The sequence below is a fragment of the Oceanispirochaeta sp. M1 genome (assembly GCF_003346715.1).
Lineage (GTDB): Bacteria > Spirochaetota > Spirochaetia > DSM-2461 > DSM-2461 > Oceanispirochaeta.
Map to the genome: position 1 here is coordinate 103,147 of NZ_QQPQ01000017.1, position 25,571 is coordinate 128,717.

Here is a 25,571-nt window from a genome sequence, read left to right on the forward strand (position 1 = left end):
ATTTATTAGCTCAGACCGAAGGGTTCTATACCCTGCCAGAGTGAGTAACATCACTCCGGCGTTTTTTTCGGTGTAGGCTTAAGGGTCTTTTCTTTAACAAGAAGATCCCTGATCTGTTTGTCACTGAGTCCACCCTCTTTCTGCCATTTTTCCAGATCCAGCTGTTCCAGTTCCACGATGCTCTCTTTTTCTACACATTGGAGAACCTCATCCACAAAGCCGTTCATTCTATTTTGTTCTCTTGGATCTTTTATCTTATTCTGAAAAACAGGATAGCGCCCTGTCAGGGCAGGCAGTTCAGCACTCTCTTCCAGAGAGATAAAATTATCCTCATTAAGACAACCATCAGGGCCCCAGAGTCTTTCCTGTTCCAGAAGGCGTGATCTGAGATTTTCTCTCACCTTTTTGACTGTCTCATCCTGTGAACCGAAGAGAAGGTTGCGGCTTTCCGCCGGATCGTCTTTCAGATTGAAGAGTTCTTCCCTTCCTTCTCTGTAGTAGTAATTAAATTTGTAGTTATTCGTTCTCAGTGAAATCCAGCGTCTGCTTCCGGAACCGTATTCCACATATTGGATTGAACGATCTTTCTTCATGGATTTTTTATCTTTGATGAGGCTTTCTCCCGGCAGACGGGAAGTGGTGTAGGAAATCTTTATTCCTGTAGCATCCATTATTGTGGGAAAAATATCATTAAGATCGGCGAAGTCTGAGTTTTTTTCTCCGGGATCGATTTTTTCCGGATAACTGAGAATCAGAGGGATTCTTGTACAGCTGTCATAGGGCAGCCCTTTTTCCATGCAGTCATGATCACCCAGCATATCGCCATGGTCACTTAGAAATATGATCAGGGTATTTCGCCTCTGGTCAGTGTCTTCCAGGCAGTCCAGAACTCTTCCGATATTGTAATCCACCTGGGAGATTGAACTGTAATAGAGTTCTCTGTAGCGTCTGAACCAGGCGGAAGGTATATTTCTGAACATGCCTGCATTTCTGTCTGCCGCATGACTGAGGGGCGTTGTGGATTTCAGGGTGGCAGGCAGTTCTTTTTCTGAATAGAGATCAGTAAAGCGCCTGGCTGGAGTCTGAGGGGGGTGGGGGGAGAGCCAGCTCAGCTTCATCATCCATGGATGACGGCCCCTGTTTGTTTCAAGAAAATCAAGAGCCCTGTCGGCTATCCAGCTGTCTCCCTGATGCTCTTCCGGGAGGAGTGAATTCTGAGGAATATGATAGAGGAGATTTTCACAGCCGTGGAGATTGAGAATATGCCCGTATCCCTGTTTTTTAAGGTAGACGGCGTAATCATCTTCCTCCCTGAATTCGGGATGAGGCTCCATCAGATGTATCCTGTCATAACCGCGGTGGCGCCGTGGGGGAACAAACTGATTCTTCCCTATTGAGATAGTTTCATATCCATGATCTGAAAGGAGCTGTGGATAGGTATAGATCCAGCCGGGCATTCCGAAGGTTCTATTGTTTTCTGTATAACCGTGAGTCTTTCCTGTCAGTCCTGTAAGAAGATTATGTCTGGCGGGCATTCCATCGGGGATCGGTGTGAAGGCATTGGAATAGAGACGGCCGGAGGCCGCCAGTCTGTCCAGCTGGGGGGTATGCATAAAATCTGCACCCCCGGCGCTGATGCTGTCATGCCGCTGCTGATCTGTCATCAGTATCAGTATATTTGGTTTTTCTGTTTCCGAATCTGTCCGGTCGTAAGGTAGGGTCGTGAGTGTATCTGTTTCCTGAGATCCGTCCATTGAATCAATCTCCCCTGAAGTGGATGTACTGTTATTGATACTATAATACAGCAATGAGATTCAGGGGAGTCTTTTCACTCAATTAAGGCAGGGATATTTTCAGGTTGAAGTGTTTTTTTCGACAGTGTTGAGCTGCAGACCATAGGCTGTTGTGTATTCTCTGAAAAGGGTCATTACTTTCTTCGTCTGATCTCCGGCTCTTCCATTTCCGACTGTTATATCATCTACCTGAATAACAGGAATAATTTCCTTGTTAGTTGCAGATACGAAGATCTCATCTGCCCGGGCCAGATCCTCACGGCTTACTTCTCCCAATTCTACACCATATTCTTTTTCCATCAATCCGATCATAACAGAGCGGGTGATTCCGGGGAGTATTCCTTTGTCGGGGGTTATCCATCTTCCATCCAGGTGGAGGAAGATATTCGTTGTTGTCCCTTCAAGAACTCTGCCTTTTTTGTCTACATAAACAGCTTCTACGGCATCGGCTTTCCTCGCCTGCTGCTGTGTCATGACAGCATTCATATAATCTGTGCTTTTTGCTTCGGGGATATAGCGTTCCACTTCGGCAGTAATGATTTTTACACCCTCCGTATACCACCAGGCAGGGAGCTTCATCCTCTCTGTCACCATAACGATAAACTTACCGTTTCCCTGAGGGACAACCGAGTCCGGACTGATTCCCCCGGTATACATGATTCTGATATTGGATTCTTCAAAATCATTTCGTGAGAGGGTCTCCATTACGATGTCATGAATCTCAAGTTCACTCAGTGGAAGATCAAGGCCCACACATTCACCTGAATGGGCAAAACGGCTGATATGCTCTTTCAGATAAAAGGGCCGTTTGTTATATGTTCTCAGGAAGTCGAATATTGCATACCCTCTCAGTACCGCCATATCGTTTACGGATATAACAGCCTGTGCGGAATCTATATATTCTCCGTCCATATAAAAAATACTCATTTATAGTCTCCAGTTCTTCATTAACGGCTTTTCAACCGTACAGCAGTATTGTACATAGATATGCTGAAATGTGTAGAAAAGAATGACAGTTATACCGGTTTTTTTCTATGATCCCGCGGATGATTGCTGTTTCGATTCAGCGGGAAGGTGTTTCACAGATTAACACTTTACAATGTTTGATATTTATATGAATAATTGTCCATGAAAAAAATTATCCTTAGTATTTTATTGTTTTTCACTTCCTTTCTGCTCTGGAGTCAGGACGCGGTACAGGGCCATATGGATCTGACCGGCCATGACTGGAAAGAATTTGCTGTACTGAATGGTGACTGGGAATTCTCATGGCAGAAACAACTGGAAAATCCCGGAGATCATGACAGCTATGTAAAGGTCCCCTCGAGTTGGAATTCATATGATATTGATACTCAGGATTCTCCCGGCAGCATGGGATATGCCACATTCAGCCTTACAGTTGATCTTCCCGGTAATCAGCCTCCTCTGGCCCTTGAAATTAACAGGCCCAGCAATGCACACCGCATTTATATAAATTCACATTTAGTTGGAGAAACCGGCATAGCCGGAATTGATAAAGAATCTACGGTTCCCGGTTATGACCGGGAGCTTTACTCCATTCCACCTGAAGTCAAGGAACTGCAGATCTCTATACAGGTCAGCAACTTTCATCAGTCTACGGGAGGACTCCAGGAAGAGCTCATACTGGGTGAATACAGATCAATGAAATCCCGCTGGGACCTGGTACGGGGTCTTGAGATGCTCCTTATTGGAGTCTCCCTTTCAATGATGCTCTACTACCTGGTCCTCTATTTTTTTATGAGAGAAAAGTCATATCTCTATTTTTTCATTTTTACCATGATTGCTGTCATAAGGGCTTTTGTTACGGAATCAATTTTCCTGCAGGAACTTATCCCTGCAATCTCCTGGCAGGTCATTATCAGGCTTGAATATCTTACCTTTGCCACCATCGGAGTTGCCATGCTGGTGCTGCTGAAGGAGCTTTTTCCAGAGGATGTTCACAAGCTTCCTCTCTACGCTTCCATGGGACTCTCGGGCCTGTACAGTCTGCTGATCCTGTTCGGACCATCTGTACTCTTCACTTCGCTGATTACTGTTCAGCAGATTGTGATGCTGCTGCAGAATTGTTACATCGTATATATCGGAGTGATTGTTGTTGTCAGGAAGCGGAACAGCGGGGTTTATGCTCTTGTGGGTATTCTGCTCCTGATGCTTGCCTTTATCAACGATACACTCAATGCAATGCTTGTTCTGCAGACAAGCTCGATACTCAGTTATGGAATGATGGGCTTTCTTCTCTGTATGGCTTTTCTGCTGGCAAGACAGTTTACGGCAGATAAAAACAGAAGCGATATTCTCAGTCGGGAACTCGAAGTCTCCACCAGGCAGCTTCAGGATCTTTTTCAGGAAATTCGTTCAGCAGGAGGGCATCTTTCAGAATCCGGTCAGGCTCTCAGCAGCAGTATGGATAGTTCTCGGCAGGCTGTTGCGGATATTACGGGACATATAAACTCGGTAGATCTGGAAATCAGCAGTCAGAATGAAGGCCTTAAAGAGAATGCCGAGGTCAGCAGTCTGCTAAATACATTTCTCTCCTCTCTGGTTCAGGGTGTTAACAGGCAATCTGAGCAGACCGAGCAGGCGGCCACCACCATTTCAACACTTCTTGAAGAAACAGAAGAACTCTTCTCCCGTTTTGGAAAGATGGAGGACTCATTTACCCTCCTTTCAGAATCCAGTGAGTCGGGTGAAGAGCTTGTAGACAGTATGAGTCAGCTGGTGCAGGCAGTCAGCAAACGTTCCGAGAAGCTGATTGAAACCAATGATATTATTTCGGGAATCTCCAGCCAGACTAATATGCTGGCTATGAATGCGGCCATTGAGGCGGCACATGCGGGGGATGCAGGAAAGGGTTTCGCCGTTGTTGCTGATGAGATTAGAAAACTTGCCGAGCAGACTGCCGCTCAGTCTTCCGAGTCCGATAAAGAACTCAAGGAAATCCTGTCTGAGATAAGGGGTATGGTCAGTGCCACCGAGGGAGTGGAAGGAAACTTTCACAGTATACAGATGAGTGTTTCAATTTTCAGGGACAATCTTAATGAGATGAAGGGGGTTCTGGATGAGCAGAACCGCCAGGGAGATGTCATAAGAGGGAGTCTTGAATCCGTACAGAAAGAGTCGGATCAGGTTCTCAGGGAATCTTCTGAAATCAAAAACAGTCGCGAAAAGGCGGAGAACAGTCTTCAGCAGCTGCTGGGTCTCAGTAATAAGGTAAATAGACGTGTTGAGGAGATGCTGGAGAGTACCGGACAGCTGCACGATGCCCTCCAGGCCGCAGGAGAGATGGAACAGTCAACAGGAAAAGCCATAACAAGACTCATTACTCTGACTGAAAAATAGGTGAATTTTAATTGTTCCGCTTTTGGGAAAGGAAGGGGATTCCGGCTAATCCAATAATAGCTGCTGCAATAATTCCAAGCCATCCGGTGTAGCGGTAATGGCCCCAGATTTTTTCCATCAGGCTGAAACTCCAGGGGCCGATGGCGCTTCCGGCCACCATAAAGCTCATGGCCATTCCTGAGATGGCTCCCAGATGTTCACGGCCGAAAAGTTTCGGCCATGTTACTGAATTCATGACTCCGTAGAGGCCTCCCGCCACTCCAAACCCTCCGATAAGAAGAGCTGCTGCAAATGTTGTATAAGGAAGTGTCAGGGCATAGGCACCTGTAATAGAGGAGAGAATAAGAGTGTAAAACAGGTATTTCATATCTATTATATCGCTCAGCCAGCTTCCCAGAAAACGGGCACCCACTGAGATAATAGAAATGGGCAGAAATATTGCCACTGCCTGAGTGGTCGTTTTACCCAGGGATGCAAAAATGGAAGTTATATGAAATGTGAAGGCAGTGCTGTAGAGGGCCCAGAAAAAGAGAACTGCTACATAGCACCATAATCGTGGATCTTTCCGGGCTTCCTGGAGGGTCAAAGACTTAACAGCTTCGTTCTTCTTTGCCTTGCTGCCTGTATGAATCTTTACTCCCTCTTCCATCTCCATGCCGCAGTCTTCGGGGCTGTCCCTGAAAACGATGATAATAAAAGGGATGATCAGGATGATTGTTGTCATTCCCATATACATCCAGGAACGGTCCCAGCTGGAGAGCTCTATGAGACTCTGAAGAATCCGGGGCGCATATGAGAATCCGAAGGATGTAAATATACCCATGATGGCGGCGGCAAAACCTCTATGGGCCTCAAACCAGCGCATTACCATTCCTCTGGAGACCAGAGTCAGTACTCCCTGGCCGAAAAATCTTATTCCGAAGAATCCAATAATCATAAAGACAAAGGCAGTCTTTTTTCCGGAAATATGTAAAAGGGCAGATATAAAAGAAGTGATATTCACAGAACGGGAGAGAAATATGAGACAGAGTCCCAGTCCGAGGGCTGAACCTGCCGCCGCCACTCTCGCTCCGAAGCGGTCATAGAATATACCGGCCCGTGTCATTACAAGTGAACTGCTAAGAGTCCCGATCATATAGGCAGTGGATATCTCAATTCTGCTGAGATTCAAGTTGGTGATCAGATGGTCTGTATAGACTGATACACCCATGGTCTGTCCGGGAATACTGAATAGAATACCCAGTGCTCCGGCTACCATGGCAACCCAGCCGTAGTAAAAAGGGACCTTCTTAGGTGAAAAAGGGAAGGTTCCGGGAATTAAATGGTTTTTTTCTGTTTTGATAACAAACTCCTTGAAGACCGGATCAGTATAATGAAATCGATCTTCAGAGAGAATCTCTAAATTGAATGAAATACCAAAAAATCAAAATGCCCCGGAATTTCAGTATTTCAGGAGTAGATCAACTCGGTAAAAACCTCTTTGAGCCTCAGGGTCACAGGTCCCGGTTTTTCATCTCCCACAACTCTTTTATCCACAGAGATTACGGGGATTAATTCGGCCCCTGATCCTGTGAGAAAGCACTCATCTGCAGTATAGAGATCAAAACGGGTCAGGGTGGTCTCTTTAGTCTCTATTTTCAGTTTTTCGGCCAGCTCCAATATGGAATTACGGGTTATACCCTCCAGCAGACCATGCCAGGATGCGGGTGTCAGGAGCTTCCCGTTTTTAACTATAAAGATATTGTCTCCTGTACATTCACAGACATAGCCTTCTTCGCTGAGCATGACAGCTTCAAGGCATCCGGCATCCACAGCTTCGATCTTCGCCATAATATTGTTAAGGTAGTTCAGGGTCTTAATTCTGGGATCAAAGATCCTTCCGCTCAATCGTCTTGTGGCGGCAGTAATGATGGGAATCCCCTTGGCATAGAGTTCTTCTGGATAGAGCTGAATATCTTCTACAATGATTACCAGTGAAGATCGGGGACAGGTGAAAGGGCTGATGCCCAGAGGGCCTTTCCCTCTGGTGGCCAGAAGACGGATATACCCCTCTTCTCTTTTATTTCGGCGGACCGCCTCTTCCACAGTCTCCATTATTTCTGCATGGGACAGGTTCAGTTCCAGGCGGATGGCCCGGGCCCCTTCAGATAATCTGTCTATATGCTCTTTCAGTCTGAAGATTTTACCACCATAGATTCTGATACCTTCAAACAGACCGTCACCGTATAGCAGTCCATGATCATAGACCGATATTTTTGCTTCATCTTTTGCGTACCATTTACCATCAATATAAACTTCCATTATTTCTCTCCCAATGTTCTGTCTGAATAGATATCCCGGAGAAGGATATAGCCCTCACCATAGTTTTCAACCAGTTCGTGATCAAAGTGTTTTACAATCTTCATAATGTAGATATCGTGTTTGATATAGTCTTCCGCCAGGGTGACAAATCCTCTGCCCCGGCTCCAGGCTCCCTCGCTGGAATCATCAGAAAAAGTGGCTGAGAGAGCTTCATTTCCATCACAGACAAGAGTAAAACCCCGGCCCCCTTTTTCCTCATAAAGTGTGTCCTGTATGGGATGTTCAAAAATCTGACTGCTTGTTTCCGAAGCTTGCCCGAAGTGAACGACAGCCGTTTTTATCCCTTCCTTTTCTTTCCCTCTGATAAGGGGAGCCAGAGTGCTGAATTCTTCGGCCCACAGAGATATGAGCAGTGATGTCCGGCAGCGGCTGATCATCTTTTCAGCCCTTTCAATAATCGAGGAGTACTCATTGAGGTTCCAGACATAGGAAACCTCTTTTTTCGGCCTTGGATTTTTCAATTCCTTGCTCAGCACCTTGAGAGTCTTCTCCATTTTGAAGCGGTAGGAGGAAATATACTCCTCAGGCTCCTGGGGTATATAGCGTTTTTTATTCTTCTCTGTCAGTTCCAGAACCAGTTCTTTCTCTTCCAGTTTTTTCATTACACCATAGATCTTGGATGTGGGGATGCCGGCGTTTCCAGCACACTCATATGCTGTGAGAGGGTGCTCTTCCAGGAGTGCCATATAGGCCCTTGCTTCATAATCACTGAGTCCTGTTTCTCTGAGTTGATTGACTATATTAACTACCATGGTAGTTAATATAGAAGAGAATGTATCTTTTTGTCAATAAAACTAGATATACAGTGGTGAAAATTCTATAATTTCAGGTAATTAAGGAGATCCATTTTGAAAATAGGTACTAAACTAACTCTAATTTTTTCTTTTTTGATCATATTTATTATTGCCTTCTTCGTTTTGTTTACCAGAAACAGGACGACAGAGATAGCCAGCAAGGATTCGCAGGTCATTGCCCATGAATATGCGGCTCATTATGCCTCGGAGGTTCAGGGAATCTTTCAGACAGTAATCAGTGAAACCACATCCATGGCATCCGGTGTTCAGACCCTTGTTCAGGATGGAACAACTGAGGACTCAAGAGAACTTGTCACGAAAATTCTCAGTAACTGGTTTGTTGTCTCTTCAGGGACATCCAATATCTATGATACCTGGGCTACCTTTGAACCGGGAATGTTTGATAACCGAGATGCGGAATTTGCAGGATCAGAAACATATGGAGAGAGCGGTGGCTACAGCACCTGGATTTATGATGAGGGAAACGGTGTACTTGGGATCTATCCTTCAGAGCTTTCAGAAGATCCTGCATCGAACACCTGGTATACAGATGCAAGGGACAGAGGAAAAGTAACAGTTTCCGATGTCTATGAGTTTGAATATTCCAACGGAATGCAGACTGTGGTGACAATTGCCATGCCGGTTTATAACTCTTCAAACCAATTTGCGGGCGTTGTGGGCAGTGACTTCGAAGTAGGTTATCTGAATGAAGAGATCAGCAAGGTAAATATTTATGAAAACGGTTTTCTTACACTGGTCTCAGAGGGTGGAATTCTTGTTGCTACCAGTGATGAATCCATGGTGGGACAGCATGTTAGTTCATACTCGTGGATCACTGATGAGGTCCAGGGACGGATCGAAGGAAGAGAGTCCTTCAGCTTTCATTCCGAGATAGAGGGTATCAAGGGGGGAATGTATAACTATTCAATCCCCATAGAGCTTGGTGCATCGGGAAATGTCTGGACTATGCTGGTAAGTATTCCTGAGGCCGAAATCAATTATCTTACAAATAGGATGTCCCTGGTGATCATCATCATCGGAATTTTTATGTCTGCTCTGGCGGTTCTGCTGGCATCACTCATATCGAGAACAATAACCATCCCTCTGAAAAGAGCCATATCATTTGCCGGTGAGATCTCAGAAGGTAACATACAGGCTGTTTTTGATAATAAAAGGAAAGATGAGCTGGGGGATCTGGCTGATTCCCTGAACAATATGAAAGATAATCTGCATAATATAATTGGCAGTATTATGGAGAGTTCCGACAGTGTGGCAAACAGCAGTGTCGAGATGAACAGCGCCACCCTGGTCCTGTCAGAGGGAGCTTCTGAACAGGCCGCCTCAGCAGAGGAGGTCTCAAGTTCAATGGAACAGATGGCTGCCAATATTCAGCAGAATTCAGAGAATGCCGGATTGACCGAAAAACTGGCTACCCAGGTTACTGAAGATGCCCGGAAGAGCGGTAAGGCTGTATTTCAGGCGGTGTCTGCCATGAAGGATATTGCCGATAAGATAAATGTTATTGAAGAGATTGCCCGGCAGACTAATATGCTGGCACTTAATGCAGCCATTGAGGCTGCGAGAGCGGGAGAACACGGTAAGGGCTTTGCCGTAGTTGCATCAGAGGTGCGTAAGCTGGCGGAGAGCAGTCAGAAAGCGGCAGGAGAGATCACAGACCTTGCTGTGTCGTCGGTATCTGTTGCCGAAGAGGCCGGTGGACTGCTGGATAAGCTTGTTCCGAATATTGAAAAAACATCCTCCCTTATAGAGGAGATAAGTTCAGCCAGTCAGGAACAGAACTCCGGAGTGGAACAGATCAATATCGCACTGACTCAGCTTGATCAGGTTATACAGCAGAATGCCTCTTCTTCAGAAGAGATGGCAGCTACGTCAGAAACTCTTGCGGTACAGGCGGGTGAGATGAAACAGCTTATGTCCTACTTTAATATTGGAAATAATTCAGAACCCAAGGACCTGAAGCTTATTGAATAAGCATATTACTGAATCCGGTTTTCTGTTAAAGTTGATGCATGATTAATTTAAACGAAGCTCAGATCTTTTTGAAAGATATAATAAAAGAGGCAGGTGATATCAGCCTGGAGTACAGGAAAAGACTTAAAACCATCCGGGTTGAACATAAGGCCACTGACAGAGATATTGTCACCGAGGCGGATAAGGCTGTTGAGAGTTTTCTCCGTAAGAAAATATCAGAGAAGTATCCGGACCATGCTGTTCTGGGAGAAGAAGAGGGGGAGACCGGTAGTCACGACTGCCGCTGGATTGTAGATCCCATTGACGGTACTATCGCCTTTCTCCATGGCCAGTACCAGTATTCGATCTCCATCGCTCTGGAAATCTCAGGACGTTTAGAGCTTGCCGCAGTCTTTGCGCCGGCCCTGAATGATCTTTTTACGGCTGTCAGAGGCGGGGGAGCCTTCCTGAACGGGAATCCCATCCATGTCTCAGATACTGGTAAAATCGGAGATTCCGTATTTGCTTCAGGGTTTCCCTGTATCAGAGCGGGTATGAAGGAGACCAATCTTCCTCTTTTTTCTGAGATGATGGTGAATATCCGTGATTTCCGCCGGGGTGGTTCTGCAGCTCTGGATCTCTGTTTTGTGGCCTGTGGTCAGTATGATGGATACTGGGAAAAACATATAGAAATTTATGATGTCGCCGCGGGAATTCTCCTGGTCCAGGAGGCCGGCGGCCTGGTGACCGACTACAGTGGTGGAATTGACGGACTGCCCACCGAAGTCCTTGCCACTAACGGCCTGATTCACGACCAGAGCATGGATGTTATCAGACCATTTGTGAAAGGATAACTCTCCGCCCGTTGTCAGACTCCCAGCATTCCTCTCCAGCTGCTGTGTTCCATATAGATCAGAGCAGTCAGGATCATTCCGGTAAGTATGGGGAGGATAAGGTCCCGTGCCTTGAAATGAACATCCTTCAGATAGGTTCTTTTACTGTCATAACCGAAGCCTCTGCATTCAAGAGCGTCCGCTGTTACCTCCGCCTTGCGAAGTCCGTTTATCAGGATGGTGAAAACGTATCGCTGCCACAGTTTGAATCGGTGACCCAGACCTGAGCCTGTTGTTCTTCCTCGAATAGAGTGGGCGGATTGAACAGCTTCCACCTCTTTCTGAATAAGGGGCAGAAATCTCAGGGCCAGGAAAACGGTGAATGCATAACGGTAGGGCATGCCGACCTTTACAAGAGATGTCATCAGGTCTCTTGTGTCTGTGGTCCAGATCAATACGAAACTGGATAATACGATAACAGACAGTCTGAAAAAGAATACGGGTCCCTGAATCAGGCCGTAATCAGTGATAGTCAGGAATCCCAGGGAGTAGACTGTTTCACCCGGATCTATGAAGAAGTGGAAGAGCATCAGTAGAAATCCCAATCCGAATACGATAACTCCGCTGCGGAGAATTTCAAAAATACTGATTTTTCCCGCACTGAGAGTCATTGTGAGAACAAGGAGGAACATGATTCCTCCGGAGATTGGTGTCTTAAAGAGAAACAGCCCTAGGGCGACCATGAAAACCCATATCAATTTGACAAAGGGGTAGGTTCGGTTGAGCAGGGAGCCTCTGTTTTTATAGCTGAGAAAATTGTTCTGTGACATCAGGACTGCTCCTTACTATTCTGGTTGTTCCCGCAGTTATCCAGAAGCCGAAGAAATGCTGAGGTTCCGGGAATGTGTCCATTCACTATTACTCCGCGATCTTCCAGTTTTCTTAAAATCTGGTTCAGAAGGGTCTGCTGCAGGTTTGCCTTATCAAGAATCTCGGGTGTCTTAAATAGTTCTGTAGGAATGCCGTCAAAATGTTTGAGTCCTTCACTGAATACAGCCACTCTGTCCGCATACTCTTCAACCAGTCTCATATCGTGGCTGATCATGACCACTGAAACGCCTCTTTTCTGAATATCGCACATGATATTCATCAGAGTCTGAGTCATCTCTCTGTCCTGTCCGTATGTGGGTTCATCAACTATGAGGACCTTGGGGTCTCCCACCAGCATGGTGGCTACACCAAGACGCCGTTTGTTTCCCGCAGACAGGGAGAACGGGTGGGCCTCCTGAACCTTATGGAGTTCCAGAAGATTAAGAATTTTGTCTCTCTCTTCTTTGAGTTTCTCCGAGTCAAATATTCCCTGTGACTGGAGGCTGTAATCAATTTCATCGGCTACAGTGTCTGTAAGGAACTGATGTTCCGGATTTTGAAAAACAAGTGATATATGGTTGGCAAGATCGGGAACCTTCCATTTGACCGACTTTTTCCCGAAGAGTACAAGCTTTCCCTCCCGGCATTTGTTAAGTCCGATCAGGAGTTTGGCCAGAGTACTTTTTCCAGCACCGTTCCTGCCTACGATAGCAAGCATTTCACCTTTTCTGATCTCAAGAGAGATGCCTTTAAGAGCATACAGATCATTTCCATAACTGTATTTTATATCTTCACCCTGTATCAGGATTTCACCGTTTTCGCTGAGATACGTTCTTTCAGGTGCACTCAGTTCTGTACCTTCTTTTACAAGCTTCAGGCGGAACAGTTCTTCCAGTATCTCATCTATTGTAATAGGTATCCGGGGAATACTGTGTCCTGCCTTGATAAGTCCCAGACCAATTTCTACAGTCTCGGGGAGCCATACTCCCAGAGATTCAATTTCCTGCCCCCTTTCGAGGAGCAGGCTGTAGGGTTCTCCCTGAGCAATCAGATTTCCATCATGCAAAACCAGTATCTGGTCCGCTTCAGAGACAAAATCATCCAGCTCCCGGGTTACCAGAAGAATTGTGATTCCTTCATTTTTCAGCTTCAGAATCAGTTCATGAACCTGACGTGTTGCAGTAGGATCGAGGTTGGCGGTGGGTTCATCCAGAATTATGATTCTGGGTTCCATGGCCAGTACGGAGGCAAGACCCAGTTTCTGGATCTGCCCCCCTGAAAGGTTCCATACCAGGTTATGCCGGTACTCTTCGATTCCTGTGATATCCAGGAGTTCATCCACACTTTTTTGAATTCTCTCTTTTTCAAAGAGAAGATTTTCCGGTCCAAAGGCAATTTCATCCTCCACCGAAAGTGTGGCAAACATGGATTCAGGGTCCTGAAAGACATAGCCCACCTTGCAGGCCAGGTCTTTCATTTCAGAATCTACTGTAGATTTCCCCTCTATCAGGACTTTTCCATCAAGCTTTCCACCCATCAGATGGGGTGTCCGGCCGTTGAACAGGTCACAGAGAGTCGACTTTCCACTTCCTCCGGGACCGACGAGAATATTGAAGCTCCCTTTTTGAAGTGAAAAGTTGAGATTTTTAAGAACAGGATCATCCTCTTCAATATATCTGTAGGATACATCCTGGAATACAGCAGATTCATTCATGTTTATTTTTTCCTTGAGGAGCGGAGAAGTCCGGTTTTAGCGAGTCTGTTGGCTAGTGCATAACCCAGAACACCGCTGAAAACAGCTCCGGAGATCATGTTTACAGGTACGGCAAGCCATACATCTTTTGAGTAGGCAGGATCCCAGCCGTAGAAAATGGAGCTCCAGATTGTACCGAACTGAGAAGATGCAATACCAGCCATGATTGCTGTAATCAGACCGAAACGGGAGTAGGAGGCAAACATAAGGATGGCTTCAATAGCCAGACCCTGTGAGATTCCCCATCCCAGAGTTCCGATTCCAGCTGCATTACCCAGGAGAACCTCTGTAGAGGCTTCGATCAGACCGAAAATCAGGGCAACACCGGGCTTGCGGACAATAAAAACAGCCAGTATATAGGCCCACATAAACATACCCTGAATCAGAGCACCACCCAGGGGACCAAGGGAGGTGTTGGCAAGGTACCAGAGGTTACCGACACCTGTGTTGATAACACCGGCAATTGCTGCCAGTACTGCTACGATCACCAGATTCTGTGTAGAATATCCACCTACTTCCTTTTCCACCTTGTTCTTGTCTGTAAAACGGGCAATAAGCCCCAGCACAACAAGAACCGCCACATTAAAAATCGTATAAACTACCATTACTTTCTCCCAGCAGTGTTTATTCCGGAGTACAGGACTCCGGTTGAATACATGGTTTTATTAAAAATTGATTCCGGCTTCCCGGAGTTCTGCTTTTACCTCTTCATAGAGTGCCGTCCACTGTGGAACAGGTTTAACTGTAACCAGGTCATAGGCTTCTTCAATGGACTGACCGGGATTTCCGCCTTCCATCTCCAGAACATGCTCATATTTTTTCAGGAGTGAGAGAATTATCTTGTTCCCCTCTTCCATTGTCATCTCCTGACGGACAGCCGCATGGGCTACTTCGGCCATAAGGCGTACTTCCAGACCTGTTCCATTGGGTCTGCTGCCGTCGGCAGAGCCTACACCTTCAAGGTGACCGCCGCTTAAGGTTATAGCCAGAGAGTTGGCTGCCACTTCATAGAGAAGTTCCTTTGTCAGAGCACCGCTCTTGGGGTAAACATCGCAGACAATTACCGCAGGAGCATTTCTGGCAAAGGCCTGACAGACGATGCTCTGAAGCCACATACACCCCGGAGCCGAGGTGGCCACATAACGGATATGTATGGGGTGACAGAGGTGATAGTCAGCCAGACAGACAATATTGGCCGCCAGGAAGGAGGCTACCTGTACAACTGCCGCTCCGGGAGCATCTCCAGCCAGTCCTCCGACCATGACTGTTGCCAGAGAGGCGTTGGCCATTCCGTAGAACTGGGAGTTTGCAGCGCGGATCATATTTCCCTGATCAATCATCAGCTCATTGAACATGGCAACCAGGTGGGAGTCGCAGGGGCGAAGCAGGTCGGGGTGGGTTGCCGCCAGATCTCCAATCTCAGTTACACTGCTCTCGGCAGCCAGCATCCCCATTCCGGGACGGCCTACCTCTTCTCTCACCTGTCTGAGGTAGGAGAGTTCTCTTCTGGAGGCAATCAGTTCACTGACTTCTCCGGATTCAACATTGACTCCGTCCACATCCACAAGGGAACCGCAGGTGATCAGATCCACCAGAGGTTCCTGTGCCCAGCTTTTTACAGAGGCTTTAAATATCTTTTCAGGAGTGGGGACACCCGGATTTCCCGCCCAGATCGTCGGCGGTTCGGTATCCTGAATATCTCTGGGAAACAGGGTGCATGAATCTTTTCCCTCTCCCATAACAAGAGGGCGGTTCATCTTGTGAATCCCCTCTTCAATCTCTTCTTCACTCAGTTCAATAATTCTTCCGCGACTCAGGGCATAAACCCCCGTATCAAGAATCAATTCTTTACCCGCTTTAAATATTCTGTCAGCCAGATCGGGATTATTGTCGGTGATTTTTTGTTTATCCCAGGTCAGTTCGTATTTATCTACGAGAGCCTGTACTTTTTCGATAATTCTGAAGTCCCAGTCCTCTTTGGAAAGGGGAGCACCTGTGCGGGCCCGTTCTGTAATATCCAGATAGTTGTGTATCATTTCTTTTTCCTCACAAAAAGTATTTGCTGCGGAACTGTATTTATAAAATGATCATCTGCATTCAGGAAGAACAGGTGCAATTCCGGCACAGATGCTCAGATCATGACTTGGACAGTTCATGTCAGCATTTTTGCGCGACCGCGATACCCTTTTAAAGGTATGTTCAGGCTTCCCGTCCTCAATGTCAGCGCTCGGAATTTTTATGAAGTTGTAGAGGTCAGACAGGTCTGACCACAGAGAGACAGTAACAAAAAATGATAAAAAAGCACAATAGAAATCACTGATTTTGAGTAAATTTCTATAATATGGGCCTGTTTCATACATTTGTGTAGGATGATGTGTCGTTGATTTTTTTCAGTAGCTGGGTCTATTTAGATTTTTCGGCCTATATAAAATACATAGCCGTAGTAGTCCTTGTATCTGTGGTATAACTCAATTTCATTTTTTTCTTCCCTGACCAGTTCTTTCGCTTTTTCATCGGCCTTGTGACGGCTGAGGAAATCGGGAATTCTTTTCAGCATGGGAGCATAATAGTTGTTCTCCCAGCTCTCTTCAGAGATGGTGAAACTGCCGATCAGTTCAAATCCACTCTGCTTCATCTGTTCCCGTTTCACATCTTCAGTGTGCATTTCCGAGTATTCCCCGGCCCAGAACTCTTCCAGTTCTTCCGGACGTTTATCCTTCAGCCAGGTTATTTCAGTAACTCCGATGATTCCACCGGGTTTCAGGAATTTGTTCCATGCCTGCAGTCCTTTCTGAAAACCCATGTTGTAGATGGCACCTTCCGACCAGATAATATCAAGGGACTCTTCCTCAAAAGGGAGGTTCTCCATGGAACATTGAAGGGTGTTGATTCTGTCGGAGACTCCCATTTCGTCGGCTTTATGTTTGACTTCGTTTAAAAATTCGGGAAATAGGTCTACAGCAACTACCTTGCCGTAAGTCAGTTTTGCCAGGTCCAGAGTCTGTGCTCCGCACCCGCAGCCTATATCGGCTATCTTGAGTTCTTCAGAAGGTTGAATTCCACTGAGCTTGAGGGCCTTTCCAGTCTCCTCATGGCTTCCGGGTCCCTGACGTTCTCCGTCTACGTGGAAATCAACTATAAGTTGTAGATCATCCATTCTTTTTTAAGTCTCCTCAGTCATGAGGACCATTGCTTTCAGGGTCCTCAGGTTGCGTGTGGTGGCGGATTTACCCAGTTTTTTCTCAATGAGAGCATTGGACAGTTTAGTTTTACCATATCCTTCGGGGCAGTGGAGCCAGTATCCCTGTTTTGAATATACTAATTTCTCGGAGCTGCTGGCAAATTCTTTCAGTTTATTTATCTCTTCTGCACTGCTGCCTTTAGCTGAATCAATAAAGGTGAATACGGTTTTGTTTCCGGCTGTGTCGGGATGGTTTTCTCCAAATGGAAAACTTATGAGTATCTGTTTAAGCTCCTGGGATGGCAGTAGAACGATAGAAACCTCAAATCCATAATGCTCAAGGAGCAGGTTTTCCAGTCTTTTGCCTGTCATGGTGTTTTCATCAGCTTCAAACACAATATTACCGCTTTGAATATATGTTTTTACCCTCGTACAACCCCGATTTTCCAGATGGCTTCTAAGGTCGGCCATCTTTATTTTCCTATGCCCCCCAACATTGATTCCTCTCAAAAAGGCTGTATAAAGCATCTGTGTCACCTCTGCTTCAATCATAGAACTTTTCCTGGGACTTTGAAAAAGAACAGTAAGGACAGATCATCCTTGAGCTTCTCAAAAGCCGCTTGTATCTTTATTTATAAAAGATTTAATATGGTTATTATGAGTGAAATCAAAAAAAAGAAAACATCCCGGGACAAACAGGCTGAACAAACAAAACAAAGAATTTATGAAACTGGAATTGCCTTATTCTCAGATAAAGGATTTGATGAAACAAGCATCACGGAGATTTGCAGGAAAGCTGACTGTTCTGTGGGAGCCTTTTACCACTATTTCCCATCAAAAGACAGCATTCTGGAAGAAACCTTCCGTATGGCTGATGACGATTTCAATATTTGGAATACCAGCAGTGCTCAGAACTTTATAGGACGGGTTGTTGTTTTGGAATATATGCGCACTTATGCAGAACTGGTCATATCAAGTGGTTTAGAATTCTCAAAGAGGTTTTACACCTGGAAGAATAAGATATTCATTAAGAAAGGCAGACCCATGCAGACTCGTCTTACAGAACTGATTCGTGATGAGGTGGATTTGGGAAATCTTAAATTGACTGTTTCTCCGGAAGAAGGTTGTGAGTGGTTGTTTGTTTGTGCGAGAGGAGTTGTTTTTCACTGGTGTCTTTATGAAGGAGATTTCGATCTGAAAGAAAGGATGGTGGAAACAGTTGACCGAGCTTTAAGAGGTATTGAAGCTTTCTGAAAAGCTGTCCGGTACTTCACCGGACAGCTCTATTAAATAATTCTGAAGACTTTATTGTTCAGCGGCCGCATTGGCTCCGGCAATTTTACCGAATACATTGATATCCGGAAGAGCATTACCACCAAGACGGTTAGCCCCATGTATACCTCCGGTAGTTTCACCTGCAGCATAAAGCCCGGGAATTACATTACCTTCGGAATCTATAACCTGGGTTTTTGCATTGATCTTGATACCACCCATAGTGTGGTGGACCGTAGGCATCCGTGCGCCGGCGTAGTAGGGAGGAGTATCGATTTTCTGATCGAAGAGAGTCCGTCCAAATGAATCAGGTTTGCCTGATTCTACAGCTGCATTGAAACCATCAACAGCGGCTTTCAGCTTGGCAGAATCCACACCGATCTTTCCAGCCAGTTCTTCAATGGTATTACCTTCGAAAGCCCGACCCTGATCCAGCATTTCCTGTATCGATTCATTAAAGTTGTTTTTAGTCTCTCTGGTCGGATAATTATGAGAATCCAATACAATCCACATATAGGCATCTTCCTGATCGAAGAGAGCCTTGGTCATAACGTCTCGTCTTTCGCCTTCATCAACAAATCGATTACCGTCTTTGTTGACAAATATCCGGTTTTCAACACCTTGTTCAATGTTTCCTAAAAGACTTCCGGTTTTGGGGTCTCCCATGGGAAGCAGCTGAATATACTCCATTCCGATAAGAGCCGCACCGATTTTTTCAGCCATAACGATACCGTCACCGGTAGCACCTGGATGGTTGGTTGTTTTGATACTTTCATCAAGAGTAGCCCAGAGCTTGTTATATTTCTGACGCATTTCAATATTGTTACCGAATCCTCCGGTAGCAATGATTACAGCTTTATGACCTTGAGCAATAACTGTTCCGTTTGGACCCGTGGCTTTAACTACACTGGCTCTTCCTTCTTCCAGGTAGATTTCAGTTGCTTTGGTATCAGTGATAATCTTAATGTCATCATGAGCATTGATATAGTTCATATAGGTTTCGATAAATCCAGTTCCCAGAGGCTTAACCGGCTTGTGAGCTCTTGGCCAGAGACCGCCCAGTACGGTAAAGATATGATCTTTGAACTCCATTCCCATACCGTCCAGCCACTTTAGTGTGGGGAGGGCGTTCTCTACCAATGTTTGGATAAGAACAGGGTCTCCCAATTTGTCACCGCCGTTGAAGGTCTGCTCATAATGCTTTTCCACAGAGTCTTCTATACCGAATTTCGCCTGAAATTCCGGATCTGCACAGTTGTAGGCAGCACCGGAAATGATGGTATTACCACCAATCTGAGGCATCTTTTCCAGTACGATTACAGAAGCACCATTCTGATTGGCAGAGACAGCAGCCGCAAGCCCGGCACCACCAGCTCCGATAATAACGATATCAGCATTTAAAACTTCGGTTGCCGCAGAAACAGTATCTGCTTCAGTTTTTGCTCCTTCAATCAGTTCGGCTATGTCTGCACCAGCCTTTTTTAAGGCTTCAGTTGCAGCTCCAATGATGGCTTTACTTGAGAAGGTAGCTCCGGAAACGGTATCAACATTAAGTGTTTGACCATTGATGATCGCTAGAGGAATTCTCTCGAAAGCCACATCCGATACTCCGGGTGTTTCATTGTTTTCAATGACCTTGATCTCTATGATCTCTTTCTTGTCGACTGTTACTTCGAGAACGACATCCTCTCCATGTATACCAGGAGCTCCTCCGGTATATGTGCCAGGTTCATAAAGAGCCTTACTGCCACATCCGAAAATGATTACAGACAATGCTGTGACCAGAATAAAAGTGAGAATCTTTTTCATAAATTTTCTTTTCCTTGTTCTTAAATAAAACATTACACCGAACGCATTCATGGAATAGGTTCGGTGTAATTGGAAACAGTATATATTTACTGATTATAAAAATCAATTTAATTCGATAATTTTTTCTTGAAAAAATCAGGATGCTTTCTAATCGAAAAGCGGATCACTCTGACTGAGTCTTTAACAGAACTAGGTGACATGAACAGCTTCAAAGGGCGGGGAGTTACCGTTATGGACCGACTCTTTTGAGCTGAGGCCCAGCTGTTACAAAAGATTGTGATTTCCCATAAAGTCAATTGAATTGTCCAATATTTACAACTATGATTATTTTATGGATTGGCTTAAGAAAACAGATGCATCAGAAGGAAATACTAAAAAAACTAAATTGTCTCCCTGGAATATTCTGATAGTTGATGATGATGATCAGATTCATCTAATTACACGTCAGGCTCTCAGACGTTTTACTTTTCAGGATAGAACTCTTAAATTTTACAGTGCCTACAGTGCCGGGGAAGCGCGGGATTTTTTAGTTTCGGAAGAGAATCAGTTTGCCGTAATTCTACTTGATGTTGTTATGGAAGAGGATGATTCGGGGCTGAAGCTGGCAGATTTTATTCGTCATGAATGTAAGAACAGTTATACCAGGATTATTCTCAGAACAGGTCAACCGGGAGTGGCTCCTGAGTACTCTGTTATCAAGGATTATGATATTGATGCTTATAAAAACAAAACAGAGCTGAAACAGAGCGATCTTGAGGCTTTATTCTATACTTCCCTACGTTCCTACAGAGATATCAATTCCTTAAAGAAACAGCGCAGTAATATTGAACAGCTTGTAGATTCCATTACAAGTATAAGTACCGCCAAGAATCTGCCTGAATTTGCATCCTCTCTGTTAAAACAGATAGAAGGCTTCACCGGTACCGATCGCGGCCAGCTTCTTCTGGAACCAACGGAAAGTTTTACTGTATCCAAAGGGAGACAGAAGACAAGAGTCCTGGCAATGACTCCCGAAAGTATAAATATTTATCAGGAAGAGGATATGCAGAGTCTTGAAGGGCGTATCCACGACCTTATTAATAACAGTATGATTAATCATCAGGATATCAAAGAACATCCTTACTATATCCATTATCAGAAGACCCAGAGGGGAAATGAGATTATTATGGCTTTGAAGAGCCGGGAGCCTTTGACTGAGGAGGATGAAAAGCTTTTGAATCTGTTTTCATCTAATGTTTCTCTGTCCTATGAAAATCTGATGCTTCATGATGAAATACAGGAGAGTCAGCGACTGCTTATCCGTCTTCTCGGAGGTGCAATGGAGAGCCGTTCCAGGGAAACAGGTTCTCATGTTAACCGTGTGGGAGACTTCGCTGCATTTCTTGCAGAGCTCTACGGTAAAACAGCGGATTTTATTGAGTGTATCCAGATGGCGGCTCCTCTGCATGATGTAGGAAAAGTCGGAACCCCCGATGCCATTTTGAATAAGCCGGGAGCACTGACTGCTGAAGAGTGGATCACTATGAAAGAGCACTCCATGGAAGGGTATGAAATCTTGAAAAATACAGATAATCCCATAATAAATATGGCTGCCCGTATTGCCCTTGATCATCATGAACGATGGGACGGCGGTGGCTATCCCGGTGGCAAGATTGCTGAAGACATTTCTGTAGAGGGACAGATTGTCAGTCTTGTGGATGTGACGGATGCCCTTCTTTCAAACAGATGTTATAAAAAGGCATGGCCCTTTGAAAAAGCCGTGGGAATAATAGAAGAAGGCTCGGGAACACAGTTTAATCCTGAACTGGTTGAGCTGTTTGTTCAGAATAAAGATGCCTTTCTGGAAATATTCAATAAAAATCCGGATTGATTATGGGAAAAAGCAGCCTGACTCTTATCCTGTTTTTGACAGTTTTCGGAAATGTCTTTTCTCTGGAGAAGTCTGAGATCTTTCAATCTCTCACCGTTGATGAGGGACTTGCTCAGAACTCAGTAATTGTCATTGAAGAGGATAGTTACGGTTTTTTATGGATAGGCACCCAGGCAGGTTTTACCCGCTGGAATGGAACAACTCTCATTAACTATCCCCGTAAGGACATCGATGCCTTTCCCCCGGGATTTGTAAATCTTATAAACTCAACTTTCGCAGTAAACATTGTTAGATAAATCCACTCAAAGAATCCGAGAAAGATTCCATCCATTTATCCAATATTCTATTGATATAATCTTCTACCAGTAAAAATTGATTTTCCAGGATTATTTTAATCTGCCTGAAAAGTGATATCAATTATTACCAGAGAAAAAATTTAGGTTAAGATTACTTATTATACCTAAACTATTGCCTATCTCTTTTTATTGAAAGGAATTAACAATTATAAAAGTTGAGTCATTAATAAAGCATTTGATTCATCTCTTTCGGATTTATATATATATTTATTTCCCTTTGTCTTCATCAACGGGAAATGATTCAAGAAAATTCCGATATCTTTCCAGAATTTGCCCCATTATAGGTTCGAGTTCATCAGGTTGGATAACAAGAAGATCTCCTGTTTCAACTTTTGAGAAAACATAATCCAATGCTATCTCTGATTTTAAAACAATTTTAATATTTTCTTCTTTGGTTCCTTCAGAAATTAAACCTTTGCGAACCAATTCACAAGTTTCCCCCAGGGGTCTATTCCGTGGATCAAAATCAGCCAGGACTATGTACTCATATAGTTTTGCCAGCGTTTTTCCCAATAATATTAATTGTTCATCGGTTCTATTTCCCGTACCGTGACATAAGGCAATTTTTCGTCCTTGAGAAAGACAAGGTAATAATTTTGACAATGCCCGGGCTGAATCCGGATTATGACCATAATCAATTAGGACTTTATATTTTTGAAAGTCAAATAAATTCATACGTCCAGGATTTTGATTAGCTGAAGGATAAAAAGTCTGAATACCGTTTCTAATTTGCTCTAATGGCATACCTATACCATGTAGAGCCGCAACTGTCGCCAGAGCATTTGAGATATTAAAATCAACAATTCCTCCAAAAGTTATTGGTATTTCATCAAGTAAACAAACTTTGATGTCTAGAAGGTTATTTCGAATAATCACCCATAGATTTTCTGTTAAAACGACAGTACCTCCATTTGCAATATGTTCAATAATTTTTTGATTTTTTGGGTTTAGGGAAAAGAGAATTACATTTCCCCGGGCACGATCCCGAATGTTCATCGTTGCTATATCGTCTGCGTTTAAAACTGAAGTGCCATTCTTTTTAACAACTTCTATAACTGTTGATTTTACTAAGCTTAGCTGTTCCTGAGTTTCGATCCAGTCTGATCCTATATGATCTGTTCCAATATTTAATACAATACCAACATCAACTTGATCGATTCCCATTCCCCGTCTGACAATTCCACCTCGTGCTACTTCTAATACAATATGATCTACAGTTGTTTCTCTCATTACAACTTGGGCACCTTCCGGACCACTATAATCACCATTTAAAATGGGATTACCATCTATTTCAATTCCTGTTGTACATGCGAGACCGACATTTTTTCCTGCATATTTTAATATATGGTTAAGTAGTTTAGCGGTTGTAGTCTTGCCATTAGTTCCTGTTACGGCCAAAACAGGAACTTGTATGTAACCGTTTCTAAAAAGCATATCAACTAAAGGTTTTGCAATATTACGTGATTGCCCGGATGTCGGATCTAAATGCATCCTGAATCCAGGAGCAGCATTAACTTCAACCACATGAATGCCTGATTCTTTTAAAGGAAGTGAGATATCATTCGCCAACACATCGATTCCGGCACAATCTAAGCCAATAATTTTTGCTGTCCTTTGTGCCATTAAACGAATCGAGGGACTGACTTCATCTGTAACATCAGTTGCAGTACCTCCCTGACTAATATTAGCGGTAGCGCTCAAATAAACTTTTTCTCCGAAATGAGGAGAAGAATTGGATGAATATCCCTTATATGACAGAATTTCTTCAGTTGCCTCATTAATTTCAATCTTTGTTAATACTTTTTCATGACCGAAACCACGACGAGGATCTTCATTGATTTTTTGTACAAGTTCTTTGATAGATGATTTTCCATCACCAATAACATGAGCAGGTTCTCTTTTTGCAGCAGCAACAAGTATTCCATCTATTACTAACAAACGGAAATCAAAACCTTCTACAAATTGCTCTACGATCACATCTGAATGTTCATTATGAGTTGCTTCAAAAGCTTTTTGGAAATGATCTGCATTTGTTATATTGATGCTGACACCTCTTCCATGATTTCCAATTTCCGGTTTGATAACAACAGCAGTGTCCATTTTATTAAACAAAGCTAAGGCATCTTCTACAGTCGAAACCTTTTTTCCGTATGGAACGGGAATTCCTGATTTTTTCAATAGTTCTTTCGTTCTTGTTTTCTCATCAGCAGTTTCTACAGCTATCGCTGAAGTTTGGCAGGTTATGGAAGCTTGAATTCTTTTTTGATGCGATCCATATCCTAATTGAATATGACTATCATTATTTAGGCGGATATAAGGGATTCCTCTCGATTTCGCCTCTTCAACAATACTTTCCGTTGTTGGTCCCAACATATCATCTTCCCGTAATACCTTGAGCTCAAAAATCACCTGCTCAAGATCAAAGCTTCTTCCTTCAGCTACTGCTTCAAATAAAGCTACTGCTTTCCGGGCAGCCATTAAACCTGCCGATTCTACAAGATATCTAAAAACAACGAGGTAGATTCCCTTTTGTGTTGTATCCAGAGTTTTCCCATATTGAACTTCCATACCTGATAAACATTGTAGTTCAATTGCAATGTGTTCGATTATATGTCCTGCATAGGTTCCAGAGTGCAATCTCTGGATAAAACCACCAGGTTTTCCAATTGAACACTTATGATTATACAAAGTGGGAATTAGCTCAAGGAGTCTATCAGCAAATCCATCAATTTTATTTGAAGGTTGTTCTTCATAATCCCTGATATTTAAAGCCATAAATATGGCTGTGTGCCTTGTATGTCTGTTAGGACCGCGTAGTGCTCTTAATTCTTGTATTTCAATCACTTAATTCTCCAATTTGTGATGGTTTTAAAAATTTTCTTTTTTTAAAGTTGTATCCATATCCATCAACAAGAGAGTGAATTTGAATGTTTTCAACAGCTATTGCTTCACCCGGTTCTATATCGATTATATTCGAATGAATAATATTACTACCATTTACGATTATGACCTGTCCTGTTCCGATAATCTCTCCGATTCCATCACCATTTAAGACAATCCCTGAATCTTCTCCCAACCCCACTCCTATACAAGTGGGATTCGTTGTTACAATCTGAATTAAACGACCAATACGGCCTCTTGTCATAAAGTGAGTATCGAAAACAACATTTTCAACAAAACCAAATCCCGAAGTTGTTAATACTTTTCCCTTTAATAAACCTCTCAACTTTCGCAGTTGTTAATTCCTTTCAATAAAAAGAAATAGGCAAGATTGCTCAGATAAAATATAATAAAATAACCAAATTTTTAAAATTATCGGAGCAAAACTGCCATGAATAATACTGTAAT

At 43.9% G+C, this 25,571-nt stretch carries 21 protein-coding genes; 7 read left to right on the plus strand and 14 right to left on the minus strand.

Annotated features, from left to right (window positions below):
• Positions 1-50 precede the first annotated feature (50 nt).
• Together DV872_RS13770 and DV872_RS13775 are read right to left on the minus strand one after the other, a co-directional pair.
• The gene (locus DV872_RS13770) at positions 51-1,754 is read right to left on the minus strand and encodes a sulfatase (RefSeq protein ID WP_114630522.1); all 1,704 of its coding nucleotides are present in this window, start codon (positions 1,752-1,754) and stop codon (positions 51-53) included.
• A 99-nt stretch (positions 1,755-1,853) separates the two neighbouring features.
• Positions 1,854-2,720 (minus strand): aminotransferase class IV, encoded by an 867-nt coding sequence (locus DV872_RS13775; RefSeq protein ID WP_114630523.1) that lies wholly within the window; start codon positions 2,718-2,720, stop codon positions 1,854-1,856.
• A gap of 201 nt (positions 2,721-2,921) precedes the next feature.
• Here DV872_RS13775 and DV872_RS13780 point away from each other — a divergent pair, with 201 nt between their 5' ends.
• A complete protein-coding gene (locus tag DV872_RS13780) occupies positions 2,922-5,153 on the plus strand; it encodes a methyl-accepting chemotaxis protein (RefSeq protein WP_114630524.1) in 2,232 nt (743 codons plus the stop codon).
• 7 nt (positions 5,154-5,160) lie between these two features.
• On the opposite strand, the gene DV872_RS13785 is transcribed toward DV872_RS13780, so the two are convergent.
• From DV872_RS13785 to DV872_RS13795, 3 genes are all read right to left on the minus strand, one after another.
• Entirely contained in the window at positions 5,161-6,411 is a 1,251-nt protein-coding gene (locus DV872_RS13785; RefSeq protein ID WP_114630525.1) for an MFS transporter, read from the minus strand.
• Between the two features lie 191 nt (positions 6,412-6,602).
• A complete protein-coding gene (gene ilvE / locus DV872_RS13790; RefSeq protein WP_114630526.1) occupies positions 6,603-7,454 on the minus strand; it encodes a branched-chain-amino-acid transaminase in 852 nt (283 codons plus the stop codon).
• Positions 7,454-8,266: a TrmB family transcriptional regulator gene (locus tag DV872_RS13795; protein ID WP_114630527.1), complete on the minus strand. Its 813-nt coding sequence runs from the start codon at positions 8,264-8,266 to the stop codon at positions 7,454-7,456. The genes ilvE and DV872_RS13795 overlap by 1 nt, the downstream gene beginning before the upstream one ends.
• A 96-nt stretch (positions 8,267-8,362) precedes the next feature.
• Here DV872_RS13795 and DV872_RS26835 point away from each other — a divergent pair, with 96 nt between their 5' ends.
• The gene (locus DV872_RS26835; RefSeq protein ID WP_114630528.1) at positions 8,363-10,300 is read left to right on the plus strand and encodes a methyl-accepting chemotaxis protein; all 1,938 of its coding nucleotides are present in this window, start codon (positions 8,363-8,365) and stop codon (positions 10,298-10,300) included.
• A gap of 38 nt (positions 10,301-10,338) precedes the next feature.
• Positions 10,339-11,133: an inositol monophosphatase family protein gene (locus DV872_RS13805; RefSeq protein WP_114630529.1), complete on the plus strand. Its 795-nt coding sequence runs from the start codon at positions 10,339-10,341 to the stop codon at positions 11,131-11,133.
• A gap of 14 nt (positions 11,134-11,147) precedes the next feature.
• Here DV872_RS13805 and DV872_RS13810 read toward each other — a convergent pair whose 3' ends face one another.
• The 6 genes from DV872_RS13810 to DV872_RS13840 form a co-directional block, all read right to left on the minus strand.
• Positions 11,148-11,942 carry an energy-coupling factor transporter transmembrane protein EcfT gene (locus tag DV872_RS13810; RefSeq protein ID WP_114630530.1) on the minus strand — a complete coding sequence of 265 codons (795 nt, stop codon included), beginning with the start codon at positions 11,940-11,942 and terminating at the stop codon, positions 11,148-11,150.
• A complete protein-coding gene (locus tag DV872_RS13815; RefSeq protein ID WP_114630531.1) occupies positions 11,942-13,696 on the minus strand; it encodes an ABC transporter ATP-binding protein in 1,755 nt (584 codons plus the stop codon). The genes DV872_RS13810 and DV872_RS13815 overlap by 1 nt, the downstream gene beginning before the upstream one ends.
• A gap of 2 nt (positions 13,697-13,698) precedes the next feature.
• Positions 13,699-14,340 (minus strand): ECF transporter S component, encoded by a 642-nt coding sequence (locus DV872_RS13820; protein WP_114630532.1) that lies wholly within the window; start codon positions 14,338-14,340, stop codon positions 13,699-13,701.
• 60 nt (positions 14,341-14,400) lie between these two features.
• Positions 14,401-15,771: a monomethylamine:corrinoid methyltransferase gene (locus tag DV872_RS13825; protein ID WP_114630533.1), complete on the minus strand. Its 1,371-nt coding sequence runs from the start codon at positions 15,769-15,771 to the stop codon at positions 14,401-14,403.
• A 371-nt stretch (positions 15,772-16,142) separates the two neighbouring features.
• Positions 16,143-16,892, minus strand: coding sequence for a class I SAM-dependent methyltransferase (locus tag DV872_RS13835; RefSeq protein ID WP_114630535.1), 750 nt, complete (start codon positions 16,890-16,892; stop codon positions 16,143-16,145).
• 6 nt (positions 16,893-16,898) lie between these two features.
• Positions 16,899-17,468 carry a DUF1697 domain-containing protein gene (locus DV872_RS13840; protein ID WP_114630536.1) on the minus strand — a complete coding sequence of 190 codons (570 nt, stop codon included), beginning with the start codon at positions 17,466-17,468 and terminating at the stop codon, positions 16,899-16,901.
• A 105-nt stretch (positions 17,469-17,573) separates the two neighbouring features.
• On the opposite strand from DV872_RS13840, the gene DV872_RS13845 reads away from it, so the two are divergent.
• Complete coding sequence (locus DV872_RS13845) at positions 17,574-18,170, plus strand: TetR/AcrR family transcriptional regulator (RefSeq protein ID WP_158546974.1); 597 nt, start codon at positions 17,574-17,576, stop codon at positions 18,168-18,170.
• Between the two features lie 51 nt (positions 18,171-18,221).
• On the opposite strand, the gene DV872_RS13850 is transcribed toward DV872_RS13845, so the two are convergent.
• On the minus strand, positions 18,222-19,997 hold the full coding sequence (locus DV872_RS13850) for a flavocytochrome c (RefSeq protein WP_114630538.1): 1,776 nt from the start codon (positions 19,995-19,997) through the stop codon (positions 18,222-18,224).
• A gap of 126 nt (positions 19,998-20,123) precedes the next feature.
• Between DV872_RS13850 and DV872_RS27115 the strand changes: the two genes are divergently transcribed.
• From DV872_RS27115 to DV872_RS13860, 3 genes are all read left to right on the plus strand, one after another.
• Positions 20,124-20,246, plus strand: coding sequence for a hypothetical protein (locus tag DV872_RS27115; RefSeq protein ID WP_255525979.1), 123 nt, complete (start codon positions 20,124-20,126; stop codon positions 20,244-20,246).
• Between the two features lie 82 nt (positions 20,247-20,328).
• Entirely contained in the window at positions 20,329-21,867 is a 1,539-nt protein-coding gene (locus DV872_RS13855) for a DUF3369 domain-containing protein (RefSeq protein ID WP_114630539.1), read from the plus strand.
• A 2-nt stretch (positions 21,868-21,869) separates the two neighbouring features.
• Complete coding sequence (locus DV872_RS13860; protein WP_114630540.1) at positions 21,870-22,163, plus strand: two-component regulator propeller domain-containing protein; 294 nt, start codon at positions 21,870-21,872, stop codon at positions 22,161-22,163.
• A gap of 267 nt (positions 22,164-22,430) precedes the next feature.
• Here the strand turns inward: DV872_RS13860 and cphA are convergent, their stop codons facing one another.
• Entirely contained in the window at positions 22,431-25,067 is a 2,637-nt protein-coding gene (gene cphA / locus DV872_RS13865) for a cyanophycin synthetase (RefSeq protein ID WP_114630541.1), read from the minus strand.
• On the minus strand, positions 25,060-25,299 hold the full coding sequence (locus DV872_RS26840) for a hypothetical protein (RefSeq protein ID WP_196167400.1): 240 nt from the start codon (positions 25,297-25,299) through the stop codon (positions 25,060-25,062). Before DV872_RS26840 ends, cphA begins: the two co-directional genes overlap by 8 nt.
• Positions 25,300-25,571: the final 272 nt, after the last annotated feature.